At 37.5% G+C, this 24,202-nt stretch carries 19 protein-coding genes, 1 pseudogene and 3 riboswitches; of the genes and pseudogenes, 19 read left to right on the top strand and 1 reads right to left on the bottom strand.

The window, feature by feature from the left end:
• Nucleotides 1-9: 9 nt before the first annotated feature.
• From ligA to gatB, 5 genes are all read left to right on the top strand, one after another.
• Complete coding sequence (gene ligA, locus MHB48_RS17145; protein ID WP_342599105.1) at nt 10-2,013, top strand: NAD-dependent DNA ligase LigA; 2,004 nt, start codon at nt 10-12, stop codon at nt 2,011-2,013.
• A 14-nt stretch (nt 2,014-2,027) separates the two neighbouring features.
• On the top strand, nt 2,028-3,164 hold the full coding sequence (locus MHB48_RS17140) for a CamS family sex pheromone protein (RefSeq protein ID WP_342599104.1): 1,137 nt from the start codon (nt 2,028-2,030) through the stop codon (nt 3,162-3,164).
• An 84-nt stretch (nt 3,165-3,248) separates the two neighbouring features.
• Nucleotides 3,249-3,539: an Asp-tRNA(Asn)/Glu-tRNA(Gln) amidotransferase subunit GatC gene (gatC, locus tag MHB48_RS17135; RefSeq protein WP_340923542.1), complete on the top strand. Its 291-nt coding sequence runs from the start codon at nt 3,249-3,251 to the stop codon at nt 3,537-3,539.
• 21 nt (nt 3,540-3,560) lie between these two features.
• Nucleotides 3,561-5,024: an Asp-tRNA(Asn)/Glu-tRNA(Gln) amidotransferase subunit GatA gene (gatA, locus tag MHB48_RS17130; protein WP_342599103.1), complete on the top strand. Its 1,464-nt coding sequence runs from the start codon at nt 3,561-3,563 to the stop codon at nt 5,022-5,024.
• A 1-nt stretch (nt 5,025) separates the two neighbouring features.
• A complete protein-coding gene (gene gatB, locus MHB48_RS17125; protein ID WP_342599102.1) occupies nt 5,026-6,453 on the top strand; it encodes an Asp-tRNA(Asn)/Glu-tRNA(Gln) amidotransferase subunit GatB in 1,428 nt (475 codons plus the stop codon).
• Nucleotides 6,454-6,672: 219 nt separating this feature from the next.
• On the opposite strand, the gene MHB48_RS17120 is transcribed toward gatB, so the two are convergent.
• Nucleotides 6,673-8,001 (bottom strand): TrkH family potassium uptake protein, encoded by a 1,329-nt coding sequence (locus MHB48_RS17120; protein ID WP_342599101.1) that lies wholly within the window; start codon nt 7,999-8,001, stop codon nt 6,673-6,675.
• A gap of 129 nt (nt 8,002-8,130) precedes the next feature.
• Here MHB48_RS17120 and MHB48_RS17115 point away from each other — a divergent pair, with 129 nt between their 5' ends.
• The 14 genes and pseudogenes from MHB48_RS17115 (at nt 8,131) to MHB48_RS17050 (ending at nt 24,163) form a co-directional block, all read left to right on the top strand.
• Nucleotides 8,131-8,694, top strand: a complete 564-nt coding sequence (locus MHB48_RS17115; protein ID WP_342599100.1) for a thioredoxin family protein — start codon at nt 8,131-8,133, stop codon at nt 8,692-8,694.
• A 130-nt stretch (nt 8,695-8,824) separates the two neighbouring features.
• Nucleotides 8,825-9,739 (top strand): diacylglycerol kinase, encoded by a 915-nt coding sequence (locus tag MHB48_RS17110; RefSeq protein ID WP_342599099.1) that lies wholly within the window; start codon nt 8,825-8,827, stop codon nt 9,737-9,739.
• A 329-nt stretch (nt 9,740-10,068) separates the two neighbouring features.
• Nucleotides 10,069-11,415 (top strand): cytochrome ubiquinol oxidase subunit I, encoded by a 1,347-nt coding sequence (locus MHB48_RS17105; RefSeq protein WP_342599098.1) that lies wholly within the window; start codon nt 10,069-10,071, stop codon nt 11,413-11,415.
• Nucleotides 11,412-12,437, top strand: coding sequence for a cytochrome d ubiquinol oxidase subunit II (locus MHB48_RS17100; RefSeq protein ID WP_342599097.1), 1,026 nt, complete (start codon nt 11,412-11,414; stop codon nt 12,435-12,437). The genes MHB48_RS17105 and MHB48_RS17100 overlap by 4 nt, the downstream gene beginning before the upstream one ends.
• A gap of 773 nt (nt 12,438-13,210) precedes the next feature.
• Nucleotides 13,211-13,915 carry a YjjG family noncanonical pyrimidine nucleotidase gene (locus MHB48_RS17095; protein ID WP_342599096.1) on the top strand — a complete coding sequence of 235 codons (705 nt, stop codon included), beginning with the start codon at nt 13,211-13,213 and terminating at the stop codon, nt 13,913-13,915.
• 583 nt (nt 13,916-14,498) lie between these two features.
• Nucleotides 14,499-15,869, top strand: a complete 1,371-nt coding sequence (gene rlmD / locus MHB48_RS17090; RefSeq protein ID WP_342599095.1) for a 23S rRNA (uracil(1939)-C(5))-methyltransferase RlmD — start codon at nt 14,499-14,501, stop codon at nt 15,867-15,869.
• Between the two features lie 349 nt (nt 15,870-16,218).
• Nucleotides 16,219-16,316, top strand: a riboswitch (TPP riboswitch).
• Nucleotides 16,317-16,374: 58 nt separating this feature from the next.
• Nucleotides 16,375-16,472: riboswitch (TPP riboswitch) on the top strand.
• A gap of 72 nt (nt 16,473-16,544) precedes the next feature.
• Nucleotides 16,545-17,234, top strand: coding sequence for a thiaminase II (tenA, locus tag MHB48_RS17085; protein ID WP_342599094.1), 690 nt, complete (start codon nt 16,545-16,547; stop codon nt 17,232-17,234).
• Nucleotides 17,215-17,958: a hydroxyethylthiazole kinase gene (gene thiM, locus MHB48_RS17080; RefSeq protein ID WP_342599093.1), complete on the top strand. Its 744-nt coding sequence runs from the start codon at nt 17,215-17,217 to the stop codon at nt 17,956-17,958. Before tenA ends, thiM begins: the two co-directional genes overlap by 20 nt.
• Nucleotides 17,955-18,776 carry a bifunctional hydroxymethylpyrimidine kinase/phosphomethylpyrimidine kinase gene (thiD, locus tag MHB48_RS17075; protein WP_342599092.1) on the top strand — a complete coding sequence of 274 codons (822 nt, stop codon included), beginning with the start codon at nt 17,955-17,957 and terminating at the stop codon, nt 18,774-18,776. Before thiM ends, thiD begins: the two co-directional genes overlap by 4 nt.
• Nucleotides 18,751-19,368, top strand: a complete 618-nt coding sequence (thiE, locus tag MHB48_RS17070) for a thiamine phosphate synthase (protein WP_342599091.1) — start codon at nt 18,751-18,753, stop codon at nt 19,366-19,368. Before thiD ends, thiE begins: the two co-directional genes overlap by 26 nt.
• A gap of 581 nt (nt 19,369-19,949) precedes the next feature.
• A pseudogene (locus MHB48_RS17065) lies at nt 19,950-20,219 on the top strand (M48 family peptidase); the annotation flags it as partial.
• A 250-nt stretch (nt 20,220-20,469) separates the two neighbouring features.
• Nucleotides 20,470-20,554, top strand: a riboswitch (cyclic di-GMP riboswitch).
• 128 nt (nt 20,555-20,682) lie between these two features.
• Nucleotides 20,683-21,645, top strand: coding sequence for a sensor domain-containing diguanylate cyclase (locus tag MHB48_RS17060; RefSeq protein ID WP_342599090.1), 963 nt, complete (start codon nt 20,683-20,685; stop codon nt 21,643-21,645).
• Nucleotides 21,646-22,357: 712 nt separating this feature from the next.
• Nucleotides 22,358-23,320, top strand: coding sequence for a tRNA-dihydrouridine synthase (locus tag MHB48_RS17055; RefSeq protein ID WP_342599089.1), 963 nt, complete (start codon nt 22,358-22,360; stop codon nt 23,318-23,320).
• Between the two features lie 300 nt (nt 23,321-23,620).
• Complete coding sequence (locus MHB48_RS17050; RefSeq protein WP_342599088.1) at nt 23,621-24,163, top strand: GNAT family N-acetyltransferase; 543 nt, start codon at nt 23,621-23,623, stop codon at nt 24,161-24,163.
• Nucleotides 24,164-24,202: the final 39 nt, after the last annotated feature.

Genomic DNA, 24,202 nt, shown 5'->3' with positions numbered 1-24,202 from the left:
GAAAACCCCATGGATAAATTAGAACAACGAGTAAAAGAGCTGCATAAGCTTTTATATGAATATGGATATGCATACTACGTGTTAGACGATCCGATTGTTCCAGATGCAGTGTATGATCAATACTTACATGAATTGATATCACTAGAAGAACAAAATCCTCATTTAATAATGCCGGATTCTCCGACGCAACGAGTAGGACTAGTAGTAACAGAAGGTTTTAAAAAAGTGACTCATACAAATCCAATGCTTAGTCTTTCCAATGCATTTAACGAAGATGATCTTCGGGATTTTGATAAACGAATTGTTGGTATTATTGATGAAACACCATCGTATGTATGCGAATTAAAAATAGATGGATTGGCCGTTTCGCTTCTATACGAAGAAGGTCGCTTAGTAAGAGGAGCTACTCGTGGTGACGGAACGACTGGTGAAGACATAACGAGTAATATAAAAACAATCCGCTCAATCCCACTTCGTTTAAAAGACAACGTAACACTTGAAGCAAGAGGTGAAGCGTACATGCCGAAAGCTTCGTTTGAAAAGTTAAATGAAGAACGGGCTGAACGCGGAGAAGAATTATTTGCAAATCCGAGAAACGCTGCTGCAGGATCTCTTCGTCAGCTAGATCCAAAAATGGCTGCAAGCAGGAATTTGGCTATGTTCGTTTACGGCATGGGTGGTGATGGAGAAGGGCAGAATGTTGATAAACACTCCGAGGCATTGAAGTTTATGAAAGAACAAGGTCTGCCGACGAATAAGGAAGCAAGAGAGTGTTCTTCTATAGAAGAAGTACTTGAGTATATAGAAGAATGGACAGCTAGAAGAAACGATATACCTTATGAAATTGATGGTATCGTGATTAAAGTAAATGACTATGCTCACCAGGAGGAGCTAGGATTTACCGCAAAAAGTCCGCGCTTTGCGATAGCTTATAAATTCCCAGCAGAAGAAGTAGTTACAACTATACTTGATATCGACTTAACGGTTGGACGAACTGGAGTCGTTACACCTACTGCAATCTTAGTACCTGCACAAGTAGCAGGTTCTACGGTTCAACGTGCGACTTTGCACAATGAAGATTTAATCCGGGAAAAGGATATTCGCATTGGAGACCGTGTCATTATTCGAAAAGCTGGCGATATTATACCAGAAGTCGTAGCAGTAATACTGGAAGAAAGAAAAGGCACAGAGATACCTTATGAAATGCCAACTCATTGTCCTGTTTGTGAGAGTGAATTGGTGAGAATAGAAGAGGAAGTTGCATTACGATGTGTGAATCCACAATGTCCCGCTCAAATTCAAGAAGGAATTTATCATTTTGCCTCTCGTAATGCGATGAATATTGAAGGTCTAGGAGAAAAGGTTGTCGTACAGTTATTTAGGGAGCAGTTGATTAAAGACGTTTCTGATTTATACAAATTAACAATAGAAGATTTGATTAAGCTAGAGCGTATGGGATTGAAATCTGCCACTAACTTAGTGACTGCAATAGAAGCTTCCAAAGAGAACTCGATGGAACGAGTATTGTTTGGTCTTGGCATTCGCCATATTGGGGAAAAGGCAGCAAAAATACTGTCCGAAACTTTTCATAACTTCGATGCACTAATGAAAGCTACAAGAGAAGAGCTTACTACAATCAATGAGATTGGGGACAAGATGGCAGATTCCCTCGTAACGTATTTTGAGCAAGAAGAAGCACAACAGCTCATGCAACGATTAAGAACAGCTGGATTGGTTCTTCAATATACAGGGAAAATTATTGATGTATCGACTTTAGAGAATAGTCCGTTTGCGGGTAAAACTGTTGTCTTAACAGGAAAGCTGATGCAATTATCACGTCCAGAAGCGAAAGAAAAAATTGAGTCATTAGGCGGCAAAGTTGCAGGAAGTGTAAGTAAAAAAACTGATTTAGTAATAGCAGGAGAAGAAGCAGGGTCTAAGCTAGAAAAAGCTACAGGTCTTGGAATCGAAATCTGGGATGAACAAAAGCTGCTAGACCAATTAGCGGAGTAAAGGAGTTCTAAGTCATGGCCAAAAAATATATAGGTATATCTACGCTAATTTTATTGCTAATTGTTTCTGGGTGTACTCCTTCATTGAGAGAAGAACCAGAAGTCCTTCAGAATACTGAAGAAGAAGCTGCGAAAACAGTGATTATTCCTAGTTTACAATTAGATGAGAATTACTACCGTACTATTTTACCTTATGAGGAAAGTGCAAGTAGAGGATTGGTAGTCTCTAATCTTGCAACGAAATACGATATGAAAGAAGTAGAAACTGGTCTGCTGCGAATATCACAAAATGAGTTTTCCCCGGATAAGTATTTATTTCAAGAAGGACAATATTTAGAAGGCAGTACGATTAGTTCGTGGTTAGCAAGAAGCAATCAAACGGTTGATGGATTAAATCCAAGTGATGAAGGGCTAATTGGTGAAGAAAAAGCCAAAAATGCACCTGTCTATATTACGCATATTGTGGAGCAAAATTACTTAGAAAAAGTAGATAACACTGTAAAACTAGCGGGAGTTTCTGTAGGGCTTGCTTTAAACTCTATTTATTATTATCAAAAGGAAGCATATGGTGCGACCTTTGAAGAGCCATTAACTCAAAAACAAATTGAAGAAAATGGGAAGAAAATAGCAGATGAAGTAGTAAATCGCATGCGTCAAATAGAAGGACTTGCAGATGTTCCAATCGTTGTTGGTCTGTTCAAACAAAACAGTAGAAATGCTGTTGTTCCCGGAACATATTTTTCGTATGGTGTTGCTCCAAGCGGGAAAAATGTGTCAGATTGGAAAGCAATAGATGAAGAATATATTTTATTCCCAACGGCAGCTTCAGAAGAAAAATATCGTGATTTAGATACTATTTTCCGCAACTTCAAACAAGATGTGGAAACGTATTTTTCAAATTATACAAGCGTGATTGGAACTGGTTATTTTAAAGATCAACAGCTCCAAAAATTGACCATTACAATTCCGATTCAATTCTACGGTACGGCAGAATTGATTGGGTTCACACAGCATATAGCTGGTTTAATCAAAACTCACTTTAATCCTGCTATGAATATAGAGGTACAAATAAACTCTCTGGATGGAGCAGAAGCATTATTAGTGAAGAAATCTGGAGAAGAAGATGCCTATGTGCATATATACACCCAATAAGAGTGGAAAAAGTAACACTCTGTTCAACTAGAGTGAAAAATGATATGATATTGCTTATGGTTATTGAATTCGGAGGTGTGAAAATTGGCGAATATTTCAAAAGAAGAAGTAAAGCACGTAGCGCATTTAGCACGATTAGCAATCACAGAAGAAGAGGCTGAAAAGTTTGCAGTGCAGTTAGCAGCAATTACGGACTTTGCAGAGCAACTAAAAGAATTGGATACTACGAATGTAGTACCAACAACGCATGTCTTACCTTTAGTAAATGTTTTACGTAAAGATGAAGCAATTAAAGGATTAGACCGTGAAACGATGATGTTAAATGTGAAAGAACAAGAAGCAGGTCAAGTAAAAGTACCATCCATTATGGATTAATAGTTGTTAGGAGGGAAAAGTATGACGTTATTTGAACGTTCAGCAAAAGAACTACAAGCGCTTTTACATAGCAATGAAATTACAATCGCTGATTTGACAAAAGAAGCTTATGAACGCGTAGAAAAACTAGATGGTGATGTAGAGGCTTTCTTAGCATTAAATAAAGAAAAAGCGACAGCAACAGCTGCAGAATTAGATCAAGTACCTTTTGCAGAACGTGGACCATTATTTGGTCTACCAATCGGAGTGAAAGATAATATTGTAACAGAAGGTTTAGAAACAACTTGTGCAAGTAAAATATTAAAAGGATTCAATCCAATTTATGATGCAACTGTTGTGAAAAAGCTACGCGATGCAGGAATGGTCACTATTGGGAAATTAAACATGGATGAATTTGCAATGGGTTCTTCGAATGAAAACTCAGCATATAAAACAACAAAAAATCCATGGTCACTTGACCGAGTACCTGGAGGTTCTTCTGGTGCATCAGCAGCTGCAGTAGCAGCAGGAGAGGTTCCATTCTCATTAGGTTCTGATACAGGTGGTTCAATCCGTCAACCAGCATCTTATTGTGGTGTTGTTGGGATGAAACCTACTTATGGACGAGTTTCACGTTTTGGATTAGTTGCATTCGCATCTTCCCTTGACCAAATCGGTCCGATTACTCGCAACGTAACAGATAATGCCTTATTACTAGAAGCAATTTCTGGACTTGATCCACATGATTCTACTTCAGCAGACGTAGAAGTACCAAATTTCGCATCAGCTCTAACTGGCGATGTTAAAGGTCTTCGAATCGCAGTACCAAAAGAATATTTAGGTGAAGGTGTTAGCGAAGCAGTTCGTCAATCCGTTCTTGATGCATTAAAAGTATTGGAGAATCTAGGAGCAACTTGGGAAGAGGTTTCATTACCACATTCAAAATACGCTTTAGCAACATACTATATTCTTTCATCTTCAGAAGCTTCATCTAACCTTTCTCGTTTCGATGGTATTCGTTATGGCTTCCGAGCAGAAAATGTACAAAACTTAATGGATCTTTATAAAGAAACTCGTTCTCAAGGGTTTGGGGATGAAGTAAAACGTCGTATTATGCTGGGAACTTATTCTTTAAGCGCTGGTACTTACGATGCTTACTATAAAAAAGCACAACAAGTTCGTACATTAATCAAAGAAGATTACGATAAAGTATTAGCAGACTATGATGTTATTGTCGGACCTACTGCACCAACACCAGCATTTAAAATTGGTGAGAACGTAGAAGATCCATTAACGATGTATGCAAACGATATTTTAACTATTCCAATTAACCTAGCAGGTGTCCCAGCTATTTCTATCCCATGTGGATTTGAAAACGGCTTACCACTTGGCTTACAAATTATTGGGAATTACTTTGATGAGTCGACAATTTATCGTGTAGCTCATGCTTATGAGCAAGCGACTGATTTCCATACACAAACTCCTCAAATCTGGGAGGGAAAATAACATGAACTTTGAAACAGTTATTGGATTAGAAGTACACGTAGAGTTAAAAACTAACTCTAAAATCTTCTCAGCTGCACCAAATCACTTTGGGGCTGAACCAAATACAAATACAACAGTAGTAGATCTTGGATATCCAGGGGTACTACCTGTGTTAAATAAAAACGTGGTCGATTTTGCTATGCGTGCTGCTCTTGCATTAAACATGGAAATCGAACAAAATACTAAATTTGACCGTAAAAATTATTTCTATCCTGACAATCCAAAAGCTTATCAAATTTCACAATTTGATAAGCCAATTGGTAAAAATGGATGGGTTGAAATTGAAGTTAACGGAGAGAAAAAACGTATTGGTATTACTCGTCTTCATATGGAAGAAGATGCAGGTAAATTATCACATGCGGATGGATATTCTTTAGTAGACTTTAACCGTCAAGGCACTCCACTAGTGGAAATCGTATCAGAGCCAGACATTCGTACTCCTGAAGAAGCTTATGCTTACCTGGAAAAAGTAAAAGCCATTATCCAATATACAGATGTTTCGGACTGTAAAATGGAGGAAGGATCTTTACGCTGTGATGCTAATATTTCTATACGTCCATACGGCCAAGAAGAATTTGGTACTAAAACAGAGTTGAAAAACTTAAACTCTTTCAACTATGTACGTAGAGGTTTAGAACATGAAGAAATCCGTCAAGCACAAGTGCTTTCTTCAGGTGGAGTAATTGAACAAGAAACTCGTCGTTATGATGAGAAAACAGGTAAAACAATCCTTATGCGTGTTAAAGAAGGAACAGACGATTATCGTTATTTCCCTGAACCGGATTTAGTTGATCTTGTAATTGATGATGCTTGGTTAGAACGTGTACGCGCAGAAATTCCAGAGCTACCAGATGCACGTAAACAACGTTACGTCGAAGAGCTTGGTTTATCTCCATATGATGCTCATGTATTAACATTATCAAAAGACATGGCGAACTTCTTTGAAGCAACAACAGCTGATGGAGCAGATGTCAAACTTTCTGCTAACTGGTTAATGGGCGAAGTTTCTGCTTATTTAAACGCTGAGCAAAAAGAGTTATCTGCTACTCCTTTAACTCCAGCTGGACTTGCTGGTATGATTAAATTAATTGAAGATGGAACAATTTCATCTAAAATAGCTAAAAAAGTATTCAAGGAGCTTATCGAAAATGGTGGCTCTGCAGAAGAAATTGTAAAAGCAAAAGGATTAGTACAAATTTCAGACGAAGGCGCACTTCGTGAAATTGTCGTAGCAACTTTGGATGCTAATCCACAATCAATTGAAGACTTTAAAAACGGGAAAGATCGTGCAATTGGTTTCCTAGTAGGTCAAATCATGAAGGCAACAAAAGGCCAAGCGAACCCACCTCTTGTAAACAAAATTTTACAAGAAGAGATTGTAAAGCGCTAAAAAACATAGACCGCCTCCAAATGTTCTTACATTTGGAGGCGGTCTATTTTTTGTTTCTTCTTATGGAGAGTAACCATCCGATAATGAGGAGGAACCACCCGATTATGAGGAGAAGCCATCCGATAATGAGGAGGAACCACCCGATAATGTGGATAAGCCATCCGATTATCTTTCCAGTGAGTCAGCACACGACAAACTCAAATTTCCCCCTACTGAAGATTAACCCGTAAAAACCTGCTCATACGGAAAGCGATAATTTACTTTTTTCGGTTTCGTCAAAATGAAAAATAACGTAAGCGGTCCGATTCTACCTAGGAACATAACGATACATATGAGGACTTCACCAACATCACTTAGTTGCGAGGTAACTCCCATCGATAAACCTACAGTACCGAATGCAGAAAATACCTCAAACATTAGAGGTAGTAATGGAAGTCTTTCACTAATCGTTAACACAAAAGTAAATAAAAATACAATCATTAAACTAACAGTAGAAATAGCTAAAGAACGAATAATTGTTTCCTTACGAATCGTTCTACCAAAAAGTACTGGCTCCTCTTGATAACGAAAGAAAGCAAGTGTCGATAAAATTGCCACTATAAAAGTTGTTAACTTAATACCCGAAGCGGTTGATGCACTACCACCACCTATGAACATTAAAAACATCGTAAATAATAAAGAAGCATCCTCCATTTGAGCATAATCTACCATATTAAACCCTGCAGTTCGAGGAGTTACTGCATTGAAATAAGAAGTAGAGATCTTCTCGAATAACCCCATAGTACCGATTGTCTCGGTATTATGATATTCCAATAGAAAGAAAATAATAGTTGCAAAAATATTCATACCAATCGTTCCTACGACCATCAATTTCGTATGTAAAAACCAGCTATGAAAGGATTTCTTTTGAAAAATATCGACAACTACGACAAATCCAAGCCCACCGATAATAAACAAACTAGATAATAAGAGGGTAACAATCGGATCATTCGTAAATCCCATTAAATTGTCAGGAAACAATGAAAAACCGGCATTATTAAAGGCTGATACCACATGAAATAAACTAAAATAAAAAGCATCTCCGAAGCCGTAAGCTGGAATCCAATGAAGTGTTAACAAAATAATTGCTAAAGCTTCAACAGATAAGACAAATAGTAAGATTAGTTTTGTTAGTTTTACAATACCACCAATTGATTCCAGACTAAAAGACTCCTGTAAGTAAATTCTATGCTGTAAGCCAATTTTCTTGCCAAGCAAAATTAGCACAGCAACTGCAAAAGTCATTAATCCAATTCCTCCACATTGGATAAGAAAGAGAAGGACAAGTTCCCCAAAAAGCGTCAAAGTCGTTCCAGGGTCAAATACACTAAGTCCAGTAACTGTCGTTGCAGAAGTAGCAACAAATAACGCATCTACCCAGGAAATATCAGTTGTCGTTGCAATGGGTAACTTCAATAAAATCGTACCTAATGAGATTAAACATAGAAAGCTTCCAGCAATAATAAGTGGAGCTGAAAACGTAAATCTTTTCTTCATACGACTAAGCATTAAATCACTTCCTTTTTTTTGTAATAACTAAAATAATAAATACTCTATGCCTCTTTTTATTTTGTGTCAACAACTTATTTGAATAAGCTATGAAAACACAGTATACTTAAAAAAAAGGGGGTTTCTCAAATGCCAACAGAACAACAGTATTTTGAAGAAGCTAAATTATTTACCCAATATATGGATGATATGACAACTAAAAAAGAAGAGTCTTTCTCCATTTATAATCAATTTGAAGTGCCAGCAGATGATGAGTTTATTACAGTATTAAAAGAAAAGGCTCCACATATACTTGTTATTACAGAAGATTGGTGCGGAGATGCGATGATGAATAATGCGATTTTACGTAAAATTGCAGAAGCAGCAGATCTTGAGATGCGTGCTGTCTATCGTGATGAAAACTTGGAGTTAATAGACCAATACTTAACAAATGGTGGGCGCTCGATTCCTATTTACTTATTGTTAAGTAAAGATGGTGAAGTGATCGCGAAGTGGGGACCACGTGCAGAAAAAGTGCAACAATATGTAATGGAAAGTAGAGCGAAATTTCCACCAAAGGAAGATCCTACATTCGAAGAAGTACAGAAAGCATTTTTTGAGCAAATGACGAAAGAATTTACAGACAATAAAGAATTTCATTTATCTGTGTACGAAGATATACGTAGTAGTTGGTTACAAGCTCTTCAAAAGTAAATACTTGCTAATTTAGTGATAGGGAGTCGGCAGCAGTCGGCTCTTTTTAGTGGTGAGTGGAAACTTTTTGATGAGGAGTATAGTCTTCTATAGGTAAGAAAGAAATTGTAAAGCAGAAAGGAATATCTGTATGAAACGTGCACGGATTATCTATAATCCAACTTCCGGAAGAGAACTTTTTAAAAGGCACTTGCCAGAAGTGTTGGAGACTTTAGAAGTTGCTGGATATGAGACATCTTGCCATGCAACAACCTCTGAAGGAGATGCTACAGAAGCCGCGAAAAAAGCAGTTGTAAACGGTTTTGACATTATTATTGCTGCTGGTGGAGATGGAACACTAAATGAAGTAGTAGCAGGCGTAAGTGAGTTTGAGGACCGACCGAAAATTGGGCTTATTCCAATGGGAACAACAAATGATTTCGCAAGAGCAGTGCATATACCTCGAGATATTCAAAAAGCAGTGGAGATCATTATCAAAGGAGATACTATTCCTGTCGACGTTGGACTAGTGAATGACCGTCGTTACTTTATTAATATTGCAGGTGGAGGAAGAATTACCGAACTTACTTATGAAGTTCCAAGTAAGCTAAAAACTGTACTTGGCCAACTTGCATATTATTTAAAAGGCATAGAAATGCTGCCTTCGATTAATGCTACAAAAGTAAGGATTGAATATGACGGAGAAGTATTTGACGATGAAGCAATGATGTTCTTAGTCGGACTGACAAATTCTGTTGGAGGCTTTGAAAAGCTCGCACCAAATTCGAGTATTAATGATGGAAATTTTTCTTTATTCATATTAAAGAAAGTTAATATTGCTGAATTTATTCGTTTAGCAACACTTGCTATTCGAGGGGAACATTTGTCGGATCCCCATGTGATTTATAAAAAAGCAAAGAATATAAAAGTGACTTCAGAAGACAAAGTATTACTTAATCTAGATGGCGAATATGGTGGAATTATTCCAGCAACGTTCCAAAATTTATATAGACATATAGAGGTTTTTGTACCAATCAATGAAATTCGAGAGCAGGACAGACCGTGAAAATGAACTCAGCATTCTTTCGAGAAAGCTGGGTTTTTGTTCAAATTTTGGGGGTATAACTATTCTGGTGAGTGCCAATCTAGTCTTCATTTAATCTGTTTAAAATATTCACTCCTCTTTCACCTTTTTGTTATATTTTTATCTTGGATATGTTACAAAACGGAAAAGAAAGGGAATAATATAGTTTAACCTGTTGAATTAGGCAAAAGGAGTGGAAGGCATGTATAAGAAACAAGAAAAATACTTAATGTGGCTTGCTTTTGTTGTGGCAGGGATTATGATGCTATCCATTGTGGGAAGAATACTTGGAGGTTAAGGAGGTATAACATTTGGGAAATGAAGAAGCCGTATTTTTTAGTCGTGTGTTAACGGAATTGACCTTATCTTTTCATATTATTTATGCAACAATCGGTGTAGGTGTCCCTTTAATGATTATGATTGCCCAGTGGGTTGGTATTAAGAAAAATGATGAACACTACATATTACTTGCAAGACGATGGGCACGAGGATTTGTCATTACAGTTGCCGTCGGAGTAGTAACTGGAACTGCTATAGGGATGCAGCTATCTCTACTTTGGCCGAATTTTATGGAACTAGCAGGTAATATTATTGCTCTTCCATTATTTTTGGAAACATTTGCGTTCTTTTTTGAAGCAATTTTCCTTGGCATTTATTTGTATACTTGGGATCGTTTTGAGAATCAAAAGAAGCATTTACTTTTACTAATACCGGTTGCCGTTGGGGCATCTTTTTCTGCGGTGTTCATTACTATTGTCAATGCCTTTATGAATGCACCCCAAGGCTTTGACGTTGTCGACGGCGCATTAGTAAACATTAGTCCGTTACTAGCGATGTTTAACCCAGCAATGCCAACGAAAGTTGCACATGTTGTAGTTACAGCGTATATGACTTCAGCATTTGTTTTAGCAGCCATTGCAGCTTTCCGGTTATTAAAAGGGTCGAATCATGTTTATCATAAAAAAGCGTTGTACTTAACAATGAAGGTAGGACTTGTCTTTTCAATTGCCACTGTTATTATTGGCGATTTCTCCGGAAAATATTTAGCAGAGTACCAACCTGAAAAACTAGCAGCTGCTGAATGGCATTTTGAAACAGGAGGAAATGCACCTTTAATGTTGTATGGAGTTTTGGATGACGGAGAAGTGAAATACGCGATTAAGATTCCATTTGCGTTAAGTATTCTTGCGCATTCCAATCCGACAGCTGAAGTAATAGGGTTAGATCAGTTCCCAGAAGATGAAGTTCCTCCTTTATATATTCACTATTTGTTTGACTTGATGGTGACGATAGGGATGAGTTTGGTCGGTCTTGCCGGATTATACTGGCTAGGGAAGCTTTTGAAATGGTCATTTGTGGATTCAAAGCTTTTCCGCTGGCTGATTGTTTTAGGTGGCCCAGCTTCTATTATTGCCCTTGAAGCAGGCTGGTGGTTAGCGGAAGTTGGAAGACAGCCATGGATTTTAAGAGGAATTATGCGCGTAGAAGATGCTGCAACGACTAGTGCGCACGTCGATACGATGTTGCTTCTATTTGCAGGTCTTTATGTTGTGCTCGGAATTGGAACTATAGTTGTGCTTAGTCGTATGTTTAGAAAAAATCCAGTAGAACGTGAAATAGAAGATCGGCATGTTGAAAGAGGCGGTGATATATCATGACGTTAGAGATCATCGGGATTACAGTGTTATGGACGTTCTTGTTTGGCTATTTAATAGTTGCATCCATTGATTTTGGAGCAGGATTTTTTAATGCCTATAGCTTACTGACAGGAAGACAGCACATTTTGACGAATGTGATTCAGCGTTATCTATCACCTGTTTGGGAAGTGACGAATGTGTTTCTTGTATTCTTCTTTGTAGGAATCATTGGATTCTTCCCGAAAACAGCATTTTACTATGGTACGACACTGCTTGTACCAGCGAGTATTGCTTTAATCTTACTTGCAATCCGTGGTTCGTACTACGCTTTTGAAACGTATGGCTCAAGAGGGCATAAAGGATATTCGTTTATGTATGGATTAGCAGGATTGTTTATTCCGGCAGCATTGTCCATCGTATTGACCATTTCTGAGGGTGGTTTTATTACGATGGTAAATAATGCCCCTGTTTTAGATTATCGGGCGCTATTTACTAGTCCATTAACTTGGGCAATTGTTGTGCTTAGTCTTTCTGCAGTTCTTTATATCTCGGCTGTGTTTTTAACCTGGTATGCGAATAAAGCAGGAGATAAAGAAGCGACAATACTAATGCGAAAATATGCCCTTCTATGGGCATTTCCAACGATAATAACAGCGATGGGTATTATGATAGAACTTCGCTCACATAACCCAGAGCATTACAGCAATATGCTCGATATTTGGTGGGCATTTGGTTTATCGTTTTTATTATTTGTAGGAACGGTTTGGCTTTTGTATAAAAAAAGGAGTTATGGAGCAGCATTTGGCCTTTTAGTAGGACAGTTTCTCATTGCGTTCTTTGCATATGGTTTTGCACATCGACCGTATTTGTTGTATCCGTATTTAACGATTTACGATAGCTTTACGAATGAAGCAATGGCGATTTCCTTAATCATTGCATTCCTTGCAGGCCTTGCTTTATTAATACCTTCTCTGTATTTATTGTTACGTCTTTTCTTATTTAATAAAGACTATGTCCGTGGGAAAAAAGACAATCACGCATAAGGAGGAGCTCTCATGTCAGACTTTTTCATATTTTACGCACCATTCATCGTATTGATCGGATCAATTGTTGTAGCTTTTTGGGCTGCTTCCAAAGACGGAGTGATTAAAGACGAATAATACTGGAACCTCGGATATCCGAGGTTCTTTTTTGAAAGATAAGAAAGTATATAAATTTTAATACTGTGAACGGGTTGATTTCCGCTACAGGCGGACGCTTTCCAGGGGGGAAGCATCAAGCCGCTTCCCTCGCGGTGCTCAGTCCAGGGTCTTGATTTGCTTGCTAATCCCCTAGGAGTCGCCGCCTTCCACTCCAATCAGCAGTTCCATAAGAAAGGCAATATATTTCATACACCAGAAAGGATATAAAATTTTATGCCATAAATCCCGTATTGATCTGTAAACAGGCATTAGACAGAAAAGTAAGTAGCGATCATTTTATAGAATAGTGCACAGCTCCCAAAATTGCATCTTCGGGAGCTTCCATCATTCATAGGATAGTAGATAGTATCTATTCTCTCATTATCCAAAACAGCACAAACCTTTTGACTATCGTTGCAGGAGGTCGACGGACAGACAACAGTCACGAGTCTCCAGATAAAATTCCCAAGGTAATGATGTAGCAAAAGTCAGTCCAGAGCACTCTGGAAACGATTGCGAACAGTTTTTGTGCACTTAAATGGTGCCCAACGCTTTTCTTATTATCTTAAACAGCAGTGCTCAAAACTTGTATGGTAAAATATATAGAATGTTAACAATGAAGGGGTGGAAAATGAATGAGATATGACGTTTTAATATTTGATTTGGATGACACGTTGTTCGATTTTGGAATGACCGAGAAAAATGCACTTCTTCATTTATTTATGGAATATGAATTACCGAATGGTGTGGAGGATTACCTTCCAAGTTATAAAGAAATCAGTAAAGTATTATGGGATGATTTAGAGCATGGTCGTACAACTTTAGCAAAGCTTAAAGTAGAGCGATTCAAGCGTTTATTTTTACAGCATGCAATGGACATAGATGCCGAAGTATTTGGACAAAAGTACTTAGATAAATTAGGAAAAGAAGTACATATGATTGACGGTGTAGAAGAAATGTTTGCGAATCTTTCAGGTTGTAAATTTGCGTTATTAACTAATGGTTTTAAAGAGGTACAACATGCAAGAATAGGTGGATCTTCGCTAAAGAATTTATTTGAGGTTATAATAACTTCCGAGGAAACCGGTTTTCAAAAGCCGCAAACAGAGATTTTTGAATATATATTCGACAAACTAAACCTTTCCGATAAATCACGTGTATTAATGATTGGAGATTCCCTTACATCAGATATTCAAGGTGGCAATAACTTTGGTATAGATACTTGTTGGTTTAATCCGCATTTGAAGAAGAATTTAACAGCAATTGAGCCAACGCATGAAATTCAATCTTGGGAAGAATTAGTGGAAATAGTTAATAAGCAAGTTTTGGAAGTAAAATGAGCTAGTTAGAAAGGTGAGTATTGATTTCCGCTCCAGACGGACTCTTTCCGCGGGCGTGGCTTCAGTCTCCACAGGCCAACACGATGTTGGTCACAAAGGCGTTGAGGCCCACAGGATGTGTGTCATGCAATCGTTGCCGCAAAAGTTATTTTGCGACGAGCTTTGCGCAGGAGCACAGAACTTTTGCGCAGGAGCAGGACGCGGCGAACTTAGATTGCCTTCCTTTCGAGGTGGCGTTCTTAGCCTTTGTTCCTTTTTTCGTTCCTGTGGGGCCTTCAGCTCATGCACCTACCGCTTTGCTTTCGGTGCAGAAAACATCTGATATTCCCGCTGGAGTCGCCGTCTTCCACTACAATCAATTGCCTACAAAAAACAGGTGAAGAAAAGACTCGTTTTTCTTCACCTGCTTCAATTTATGGGCTTATTGGACAGCCCCTCTTTTTGCTGAAATTTGGGTTAGTTGAAAAAATGATTTTTCTACAGTCGCTACATGGTATATATAGATTATCATGGACATACTTCATTTTAAACAGGCGCTTATTTTTGCTATAATGAAACAATCAAATAGGAACGGAGCAATAAAGTGAATAGACCAGTAACGAAAAATGATCGAATTACAGTTCATATAGAAGATTTAACACACGATGGAGCAGGAGTTGCCAAGGTCGACGGATATCCGCTATTCATTCAAGGTGGTTTACCGAACGAAACAGCAGAAGTCCATGTATTAAAAACATTAAAAAACTACGGCTTCGCAAAATTAATGAACATAGTGGAGCCATCTCCATTTCGTGTAGAAGCTCCATGCCCAGTATTTGCAGAGTGTGGTGGTTGTCAACTTCAGCATATGACATACGAAGGCCAACTCAAATGGAAAGAGAGCATGGTACGAAATGTCATGCAGCGTATAGGGAAAATTGATGCGCCAGTGTTACCTGTAAAAGGGATGGAGAAACCATGGGAATATCGCAACAAATCACAGATTCCGTTCAGCCTAGAAGATGGACAAGTTCTTGCTGGCTTCTATCAAACGAAATCACATCGCATTGCAGATACAAATACATGTTTAATTCAAACAGATGAAGCAGATCGTTTACTACGTGCGGTGAAAGAAAAAGCATTAGAGCTCGATTTGATTCCTTATAATGAAGAAACGAGAAAAGGTCAGCTTCGTCATCTTGTCGTACGGAAAGGTCGCGCAACAGGGGAAGTAATGGTTGTGCTGGTTACCAAACATCCGAAGTTATCGAAAAAAGATGCCATCATTGACCTTATACGAGAAGTAGAGCCAAATGTTGTTTCTATTATCCAAAACGTAAATACGCGCAATACAAATGTTATTTTCGGAGATGACACGAATGTCCTATGGGGCAAGGCAGTAATTGAAGATCTAATTGGAGATATTCGATTTGAAATATCTGCTCGTTCGTTCTATCAAGTGAACCCTGAACAAACAGAAGTACTATATAAACAAGCACTCGATTATGCACAGCTTTCTGGAGAAGAAACGGTAATCGACGCTTACTGCGGTATTGGAACGATTTCTTTATTCCTTGCGCAAAAAGCAAAACAAGTGCTTGGTGTGGAAATCGTTCCACAAGCGATTGAAGATGCGAAACGCAATGCCGAATTGAATGGCTTCAACAACACATTCTTCGAGGCAGGTCCTGCAGAAGAAGTCATTCCAAAATGGTATAAAGAAGGCAAGACAGCGGATGTACTAGTAGTAGATCCACCAAGAAAAGGTTGTGACGAAGCACTACTTCAAACAATCTTGGAACAAAAACCGAAGCGCGTTGTATACGTTTCCTGTAACCCAGCAACACTTGCGAGAGATCTACGCATCTTAGAAGATGGTGGCTACAAAACGCAAGAAGTTCAGCCGGTTGATATGTTCCCACAGACGACTCATGTTGAGTGTGTCTCGCAACTCATTTTAAAAGAAGACAACTAACGAATCGTTAGTTGTCTTTATCTTTATATAAAGTTTTATGCCACTTCTAAGGGATTGACGAAGGTATAGTGTATATGGATTTTACCTTCTTGTGTACAAGTAATCCGCTCAACTAATGGATGAAGAATTTGCGGTGTCAGCTTATCTAATGAAAGAATATCTTTTAACTTTTTGCCGATAGAAAGTGCAAAATAGCCATCTATCCGAAAAAATTTCAAATAGATGGCTATTTTTCGTGCGTACCGAAAAGGTGTGATTTTTTTTATTTTGGGTTTACACTGAAATTTAAATATCTTTCAATATTTATCTTGTTTGCCCTGGTGCTTTAAGCTAAACTTAGTGTAATTAAATGAATTTGCAGGGGGACACGTTTGTGTTGAGAAGGTTAAACCTGACCCTTAGAACCTGACCGTTAATACGGACGTAGGGAGCAAAGTACACTATCATCAATATGTACTTATTCGGCTCCGCGTATTTTTTACGTGGGGCCTTTCTTTTGCAAATACTTTAATTGCGGGGGGACACATTGTGTTGAGAAGGTTAAAACCTGACCCTTAGAACCTGACAGTTAACACTGGCGTAGGGAGCAATCATGGGTGTAGTCTACACTTTTTGGGCGTCTCTACTAGAGGCGCCTTTTTTGCGCTTACGTCCACCAATTAAGGAGGACAAAGAATGGAGTTTTGTGAAAAAGTTAGACAGGAAACGCAATTTTATTGGGAGGCTAGTTTTAACCATCCGTTTGTGCAAGGTATTGCAGATGGCAGTTTACCACTCGAAAAGTTCAAGTTTTATATGCTACAGGATGCGTATTATTTAAAGCATTACACAAAAGTCTTAACTTTAGCAGCAGCAAAGGCAACAAATGACGAGGACATTCAATACTTTTTAAACACGGCGAGATTTATACATGAAGCAGAGCTTGAACTTCACCGTACAACTTTTCAAGATTTAGGTGTAACAACTGTAGAAATCGAAAATTTTGAGGTGGCACCAGCTGCTTATAATTATGTGAGTCATATGTACAATGCTGTACATAATGGCGATGTAGCAGAAGCATTTGCTGCCATGTTACCTTGCCCGTGGCTCTATCAAGAAATTGGCCAAAAGCTTAAGTATGCTCGTCCCAATGTACCGCTGTATGAACAATGGATTGCATTATATGCATCTGACGAAATGCTTCAATCGATCGAAAAGCAAAAGTCGATGTTAAATCGTTTTGCGAAGGAACAGCCAATGAAACAAAAGGTTTTAAAGGCACATTTTGAAAAAAGTTGTTATTACGAGTGGATGTTTTGGGAAATGCCATGGACGATGCAAACTTGGACACAAGGGGTGTATATGAATGAGCCTACAAAAAATTAATCTACAAAAACCTTTAGTGCATTGTATAACCAACTATGTCGTGGCCAATTTTACAGCAAATGGCTTACTTACAATAGGAGCTTCTCCTGTGATGGCCGATGCAGTTGAAGAAGCAGCGGAAATGGCATCAAAATCGAATGCGCTTTTACTAAATATCGGCACATTAAATGAACAGACAATAAAATCAATGATTCTAGCAGGGATCAGTGCGAATGCGAAGAACATTCCTATAGTTTTTGATCCCGTTGGTGCAGGAGCAACAAATTTTCGTTTACAAACAACAATGGATTTATTACAACATCTTAAAATTAATTTAATTCGTTGTAATGTTGGAGAACTCGCTGCTATAGCAGGTATTTCTTGGCTAGCGAAAGGCGTCGATAGTGGCGTTGGTGAACTTGATGTAGCTGAAACGGCTATGCGTGTTGCAAACAAATATAACTGTCTTGTGATTGTGACAGGTGAGCAAGATGTGATTACAGATGGGAACAGATTAGAATGGATCGTTGGTGGTCATGAAAAGGTAACGAAAATAACAGGAAGTGGCTGTCTATTAAGTGCCTTTTGTGCAGCAGAACTCGCAAGCTGTGAAAATGCATTCGAAGATCTTGCGAGTCTACTTCGCGATTATAAGCAAGCTAGTTTAAATGCATATTCAACGATTGGGACATTCCATACAAATTTTCTAAACCAACTTGAATATTTAGCTGAGGGACATCAATGATTACATTAACGATAGCAGGTTCAGATAGTGGAGGCGGAGCAGGCATTCAGGCGGATATTAAAACGTTTCAAGAGCTTGGTGTATTTGGCACAAGTGTCATCACTGCTTTAACAGCCCAAAATACGTTAGGTGTACATGGCATTTTTCCAACAACTGTACAATTTGTAGAAGCACAATTGAAGGTGGTCCTTGAAGATTTTGATGTGAAAGCTATTAAAACAGGCATGTTGTTTAATGCAGAGATTATTGAGTGTGTCGCTGCTACACTTAAAAATAGAGCCTTACCTCTTATCGTTGACCCTGTGATGATTGCGAAGGGCGGTGCGAGCTTGCTTCAACAAGAGGCGATACAATCTCTTAAAAATAAACTGCTACCGATTGCAACGGTTTGCACACCGAATATACCAGAAGCAGAGGTCATAAGTGGTCGAGCTATTCATACGGAACAAGAACTTTTCCTAGCTGCTCAAGATATTCTCTCTCTTGGCGTACAATGTGTGGTTATGAAAGGTGGTCATTTAGCTGGTGACAAGGCGGTTGATGCGGTGTTTATAAAAGGGGAGGTTCCTTATTTCGTAAAAACGAATCGATTTGAAACAAAACACACGCACGGAACAGGCTGTACATTTTCAGCCGCATTAACAGCAGAAATGGCAAAAGGAAAATCCTTGCAAGAAGCCGTTTTGGAAGCGAAAAAATTTGTCCAGTTAGCGATCAGCAACCCACTAAATATTGGGCATGGCTTTGGTCCAACGAATCATTTTGCCTATCGTCAGTTTGAAGGGAAGTGTGATGTGTATGTCGCTGAATTTCGATAAATATTTTATTATGGGTACGATTAATTGTCAACGTGATCCATTAGTTGTCCTAGAAGCCGCATTACAAGCCGGTATTACGATATTTCAATTAAGAGAAAAGGGTGAAAATGCACTTACTGGGGATGCCTATGTACAATTTGCACGTAAATGCCAAAAATTATGTCACGATTACAGAGTGCCATTTTTAATAAATGACGATGTAGAGCTTGCTTTAAAGCTTGATGCTGATGGGATTCATGTTGGTCAGGATGATTTAAATATTGAACTGTTTCGTAAGCGTGCAGAAAATAAAATCATCGGTGTTTCGGTGCATACAATGGAAGAACTGGAGAAGGCGGTTTTAAATGGTGCAGATTATGTTGGGATTGGACCCATTTTTGAAACATCATCAAAAAAAGATGCAAAACCACCAGCAGGGGTTGCATTTTTAAAGAAAGCGAGAACCGACTATCCGAACGTCCCCATTGTAGCAATTGGTGGTATTTCACCATCAAACAGTAGTATCGTACGTCAAGCCGGGGCTGATGGTGTTGCAGTTGTTTCTGCCATTAGTCTAAGTGAAGATATTTGGAAGACTGTTAGCGAAATTTAATGTGAATTTTCTCTGTTAATGCAAATACAATTTGTTAGAAACATGTAACTTCATTATTTTTCTAGTAGGATGTACAAATATTGGGAATTTTATGTAATTGTAAATCCATCAAGAAATCGAGTAGATTTGGAAAAGTTTAACCTTTTTTCTTTTGCATTTTCTATTATCAGCAAATATTGCAATAAAGGCACCGGGCAAAACAGTCATCCATAAAATGAGATCCATTTTTATCATCTCCAATCGTTAATCTTATTAATATACGCCAGATGATATATGAAGATAAATATAAAAAGCTAGGATCAACTATAGCAAGAACCTAGCCAATTACTTAAACCCATCAACATCTTATGTGTTGCCACATACACTCAACACATGTGGAATGCTGTGCGTTGCTAAAATTGAGTAAATAAAGAGCAGAAGTTCGAGAATCAAAAAGATTCTCGAACTTTCGTTTTTTTTTTTTTTCATTTCAATACGAAAAATGTTATTAAGAGTGAGGCGATAAATTCGCCAAAGTTTATGAAAAGGATTGACTCTAAATTACAGGGGATATGGGCATTAAATGTCCAACAGGTGATGAAATGGTACATAACTACTCAGGTGAGATAATACAATTTGATATAAAATATAAAAAGCGGACAACCATAGGCATTACTATGGATCACTATGGAAATATTGAAGTTCTTGCTCCGAAAGGGACACCAGACGAAAGAGTTATTCAATTATTAGAGGACAAATGGGAGAAGGTCTACGAACATGGTGAGAGCTTTCTTTATTTAGGAGACACCTATCCAATAAGGATTTATCATGATATAAATATTACGCAAGACCATGTGGTGTTAGAAGGAGATTTCCATACTTTTTTGCTTGGAAAATAGGTGGTAGTGGAAGAATAAAATCAAATAGAAATCGTGCCATTGGTAAGTGAGATTCTTTTTTTAAAAATATGCCTCTAATTCTTTTTAAAGCTGAGAAGAGTGGAATGGAAAGTGAAATGAAAGAAAATAAATAGAGAATATTGACCTAATGTTAGTTCGACTTTATAATTATATTTATGTAATATATTAGAAGAAACTTTATAACCTCATAAAATAAATATATGAAAGATCAAGGCAAATTCATCGAAAGGTGAATACGCAAAGCTATAGGGACTAAAGTTGAAAGACTATGTTAGCCAGTTACCGATTTCTGTTTATTGAAAAGTAGACTAAATGGTATTAGATTAGTCTATTTTTTTTATTTATTGAATGTACAGAGAAGTATGAAAGTTGTCCAAAAAGAACAGATTTTTTATGGTAATGTGGGGTAATGATAATGGGAATACTATATTTTTCTTTAGGTCTAATTGCGGGAATAGTAATTCTCCAAATTTACATAAAGTATGAAAAAGTTAAATGGAAGACGAAATTTGAGAATGAAAAGAGAATTTTTCAATTAGTAGAAAGTTCAAAGGATCTTATCTATTATTATGAAGTCAAGCCAAAATATAAATTTAGATATACTAGCCCTTCGATTGAACAAATGTTAGGAGAGGGATTAGTAGAGAAAGGGTATCAAAATCCGTATCTCATTTTTGAACTCATCCATCCAGATGATTATGACGTGTTGTTTAGAAAAATTAATGGGGATGGGGATTATAGTAAGCCATTTATACAACGTTGGAGTGATGATAAAGGTCAGTATAAATGGTTCGAGGAATATGCAACTCCTATATATAAAAATGGAGAAATGGTAGCAATAGAAGGGATTTTAAGGGATATTACTGAAAAGGTAAAGCTACAACAGGAGTTAAAATATCAGATTAGCCATGATGCTTTGACAGGCATATACAACCGAAACTATTTTGAGGAAAATATGGAGAAATACAACAAACATTTAGATACATCTATAGCCATTATTTTATGCGATTTGGATGAATTGAAGTATATGAACGATAATTATGGTCACAAAAAAGGTGATGTTTATATACAAGAATATGCAAAACTATTAAAACAATATTTCTCAGATAATACGATTGTTGCAAGGATTGGTGGAGATGAATTTGCAATCATCGTTTTAAATCCGAGTAAAGAACAGGTTGAATATCACTGTGAAAAGCTCACTAATAAGATTAGTGAGTATAATATAAACAGCAAAGACATTAAAATCAAAGTATCGATGGGGTACGCTTTTTCGGGACATTCTATAGGAAACATGGAGAATCTATTAGCTAAAGCCGATAAAAATATGTACCGAGATAAAAATAAGAAAAAGAGTCAAAATTTAATTAGCTCATAAAAAGGTAATATTAGATAGAGGGGTTTGGTTTTCTAATTTATAGAAGATGAACAGATTTAGAAAATTAATCTATTAGATTTATAATGTACTGCCTTAAGTCGAAACTGTAGTGTTGTGGTATGTCAACACTATGTGCAATACTTTATTCTAACTCGCAACGTAGGAATGCGGGTTGATGAGGTTTTTTTTAGCAATACATTATTAGGGTTGTACAAGTATAATTAGACAGTTAAATGAAAAAGCAGATGGTTTAGAAGTACGATAATGTACTTCTAAATAATCTGCTTTTGCTTTTACATTTCCCATATAAATCAGCTACTATTGTGGGAGGAAATTGATCAAAAGTATAAAATGAAATCGTGATTTTTTGATTACCCTTCCTTAGCGAAAAATATCGTTCAATAACAATGTCATTAAAAAGAGTGAAAATGCCAACGATATTTTCTTTCAACATGAAAATATCGTTAAAGAGGACATTGTGTGAAGATAAATTAATGAAGCTAGGTTATACTTTAAAAATGATTTAATACCTTTAGCTCGCAGACATTTATGGAATGTCCACAGATATTCCTAACCTTATTAGATACCGGTGGACTTAATCTATTAATTATTAAACATGGCATAAGTGTTAAAGAAATAGAAACATTTTAGTTATTAATTTTGGGAAGAGCGTTTGATTATGTACCCATAATGAGAGGATTTGAATTTAAATATGACAGAAAATTTTTGGGAGCATTTACCGAAACCGTTTTTTGTACTTGCACCAATGGAAGATGTGACGGATGTTGTTTTTCGTCATGTAGTAAGTAAAGCAGGTAGACCGGATGTATTTTTCACAGAGTTTACAAACTCAGATAGCTATTGTCATCCAGAGGGCATGAAAAGTGTGCGTGGCCGTTTGATTTTTACAGAAGATGAACAGCCAATGGTGGCACATATTTGGGGGGATAATCCCGAATATTTCCGTCAAATGAGTATTGGCATGGCAGAGCTAGGATTTAAAGGTATCGATATTAACATGGGCTGCCCAGTACCGAATGTGGCAACAAGAGGGAAAGGTAGTGGCCTTATTCTGCGTCCAGACGTTGTGGCAGAACTTATTCAAGCAGCAAAAGCGGGAGGACTGCCTGTAAGTGTGAAAACAAGACTTGGCTATAACGATGTAAATGAGATGGAGGAGTGGCTAACGCATATTTTTAAACAGGATATTGCGAACCTTTCTATTCATTTACGTACAAGAAAGGAAATGAGCCAAGTAGATGCGCATTGGGAGCTAATTCCGGAAATCAAAAAGTTACGTGACCGTATTGCACCAAATACGCTAATAACAATCAATGGGGACATTCCTGACCGTCAAACTGGGCTGCAGCTTGCTGAACAATATGGTATTGATGGCGTTATGATCGGGCGAGGTATTTTTAAAAATCCGTTTGCTTTTGAAAAAGAGCCAAAAGAGCATAGCAGTAAAGAATACCTTGATCTTTTAAGACTGCAGCTTGATCTTCAAGATCAATATGCGGAAGCACTGCCACGTTCAATCACAGGGCTTCATCGCTTTTTCAAAATTTATGTCAAAGGATTCCGTGGAGCTGGTGAATTAAGAAATCAATTGATGAACACGAAATCAACAGATGAAGTGCGTGCATTGCTTGATAACTTTGGAAGAGAATGTTGATGGGACGGGGACAGTGAAATGATGTAACTCTCAAAAAGTTAGAGAAATGAATCACATCAACTCATGTGTACTTATTTTATTCAGTTTGAAATTCCTTTGAAACCGGCAACTTTTTTTTGATTTGATAAAGTCTGTTTTCTGAAAGAAATAGTTTAGATTCCCAAGGAAACAGTTGGAACATATAATGGGAAATTATTTAAAAGGATGTATTAAGGTTAATGCGATAATATTAACTTTAAGTGGAAACAATATCGTTACAACGGAGGTACATTACCAAAGGTGAATTTAGAGGAGGTTAAAATGGAGAAGCGAGATGATTTATTTCATTCATTAGAGGGTAAAAAAGTCTATTTCAAAGCACTAAGGATAGAGGATGTTCAAGAGATACATGATTATGCTTCGGATCAAGAAGTTTCACGGTTTATTGGCTGGAATCTGATGAATACTCTGGAGGAATCTCGTCAGCACATTGATATAATGTTAAAACGTGAGTCGGCAGGTACTCATTTATATTCCTCCATTGTTGAAAAATTAACTCAAGCAATTATAGGGACAGCCATGATTTTTAATTTTGATCAAGAAGCAAACCAAGCTGAAATTGGTTATGTGTTACATAAACAACACTGGGGTAAAGGGTATGGCACAGAGGTAGTTGCATTGATGAGTGATTTTGCATTTGAATCACTTAATCTTCATAAACTTCATGCTGTGGTAGTTCATGCCAATATTGGTTCTGCTCGGATACTTGAAAAGAACAGGTATGAGTTAGAAGGTCGATTAAAAGACCACTATTTTATAGCGGATAAGTATTATGATGCATTACTTTTCGGCAAAATTTTCTAACCTGGAAACTTAGCGTTCACCCAGGTAGAAAACTTGAGT

The organism is Psychrobacillus sp. FSL H8-0483 (genome assembly GCF_038637725.1).
Lineage (GTDB): Bacteria > Bacillota > Bacilli > Bacillales_A > Planococcaceae > Psychrobacillus.
Note: the sequence above shows the minus strand (reverse complement) of the source record. Positions and strands in the feature narration are given on the sequence as shown.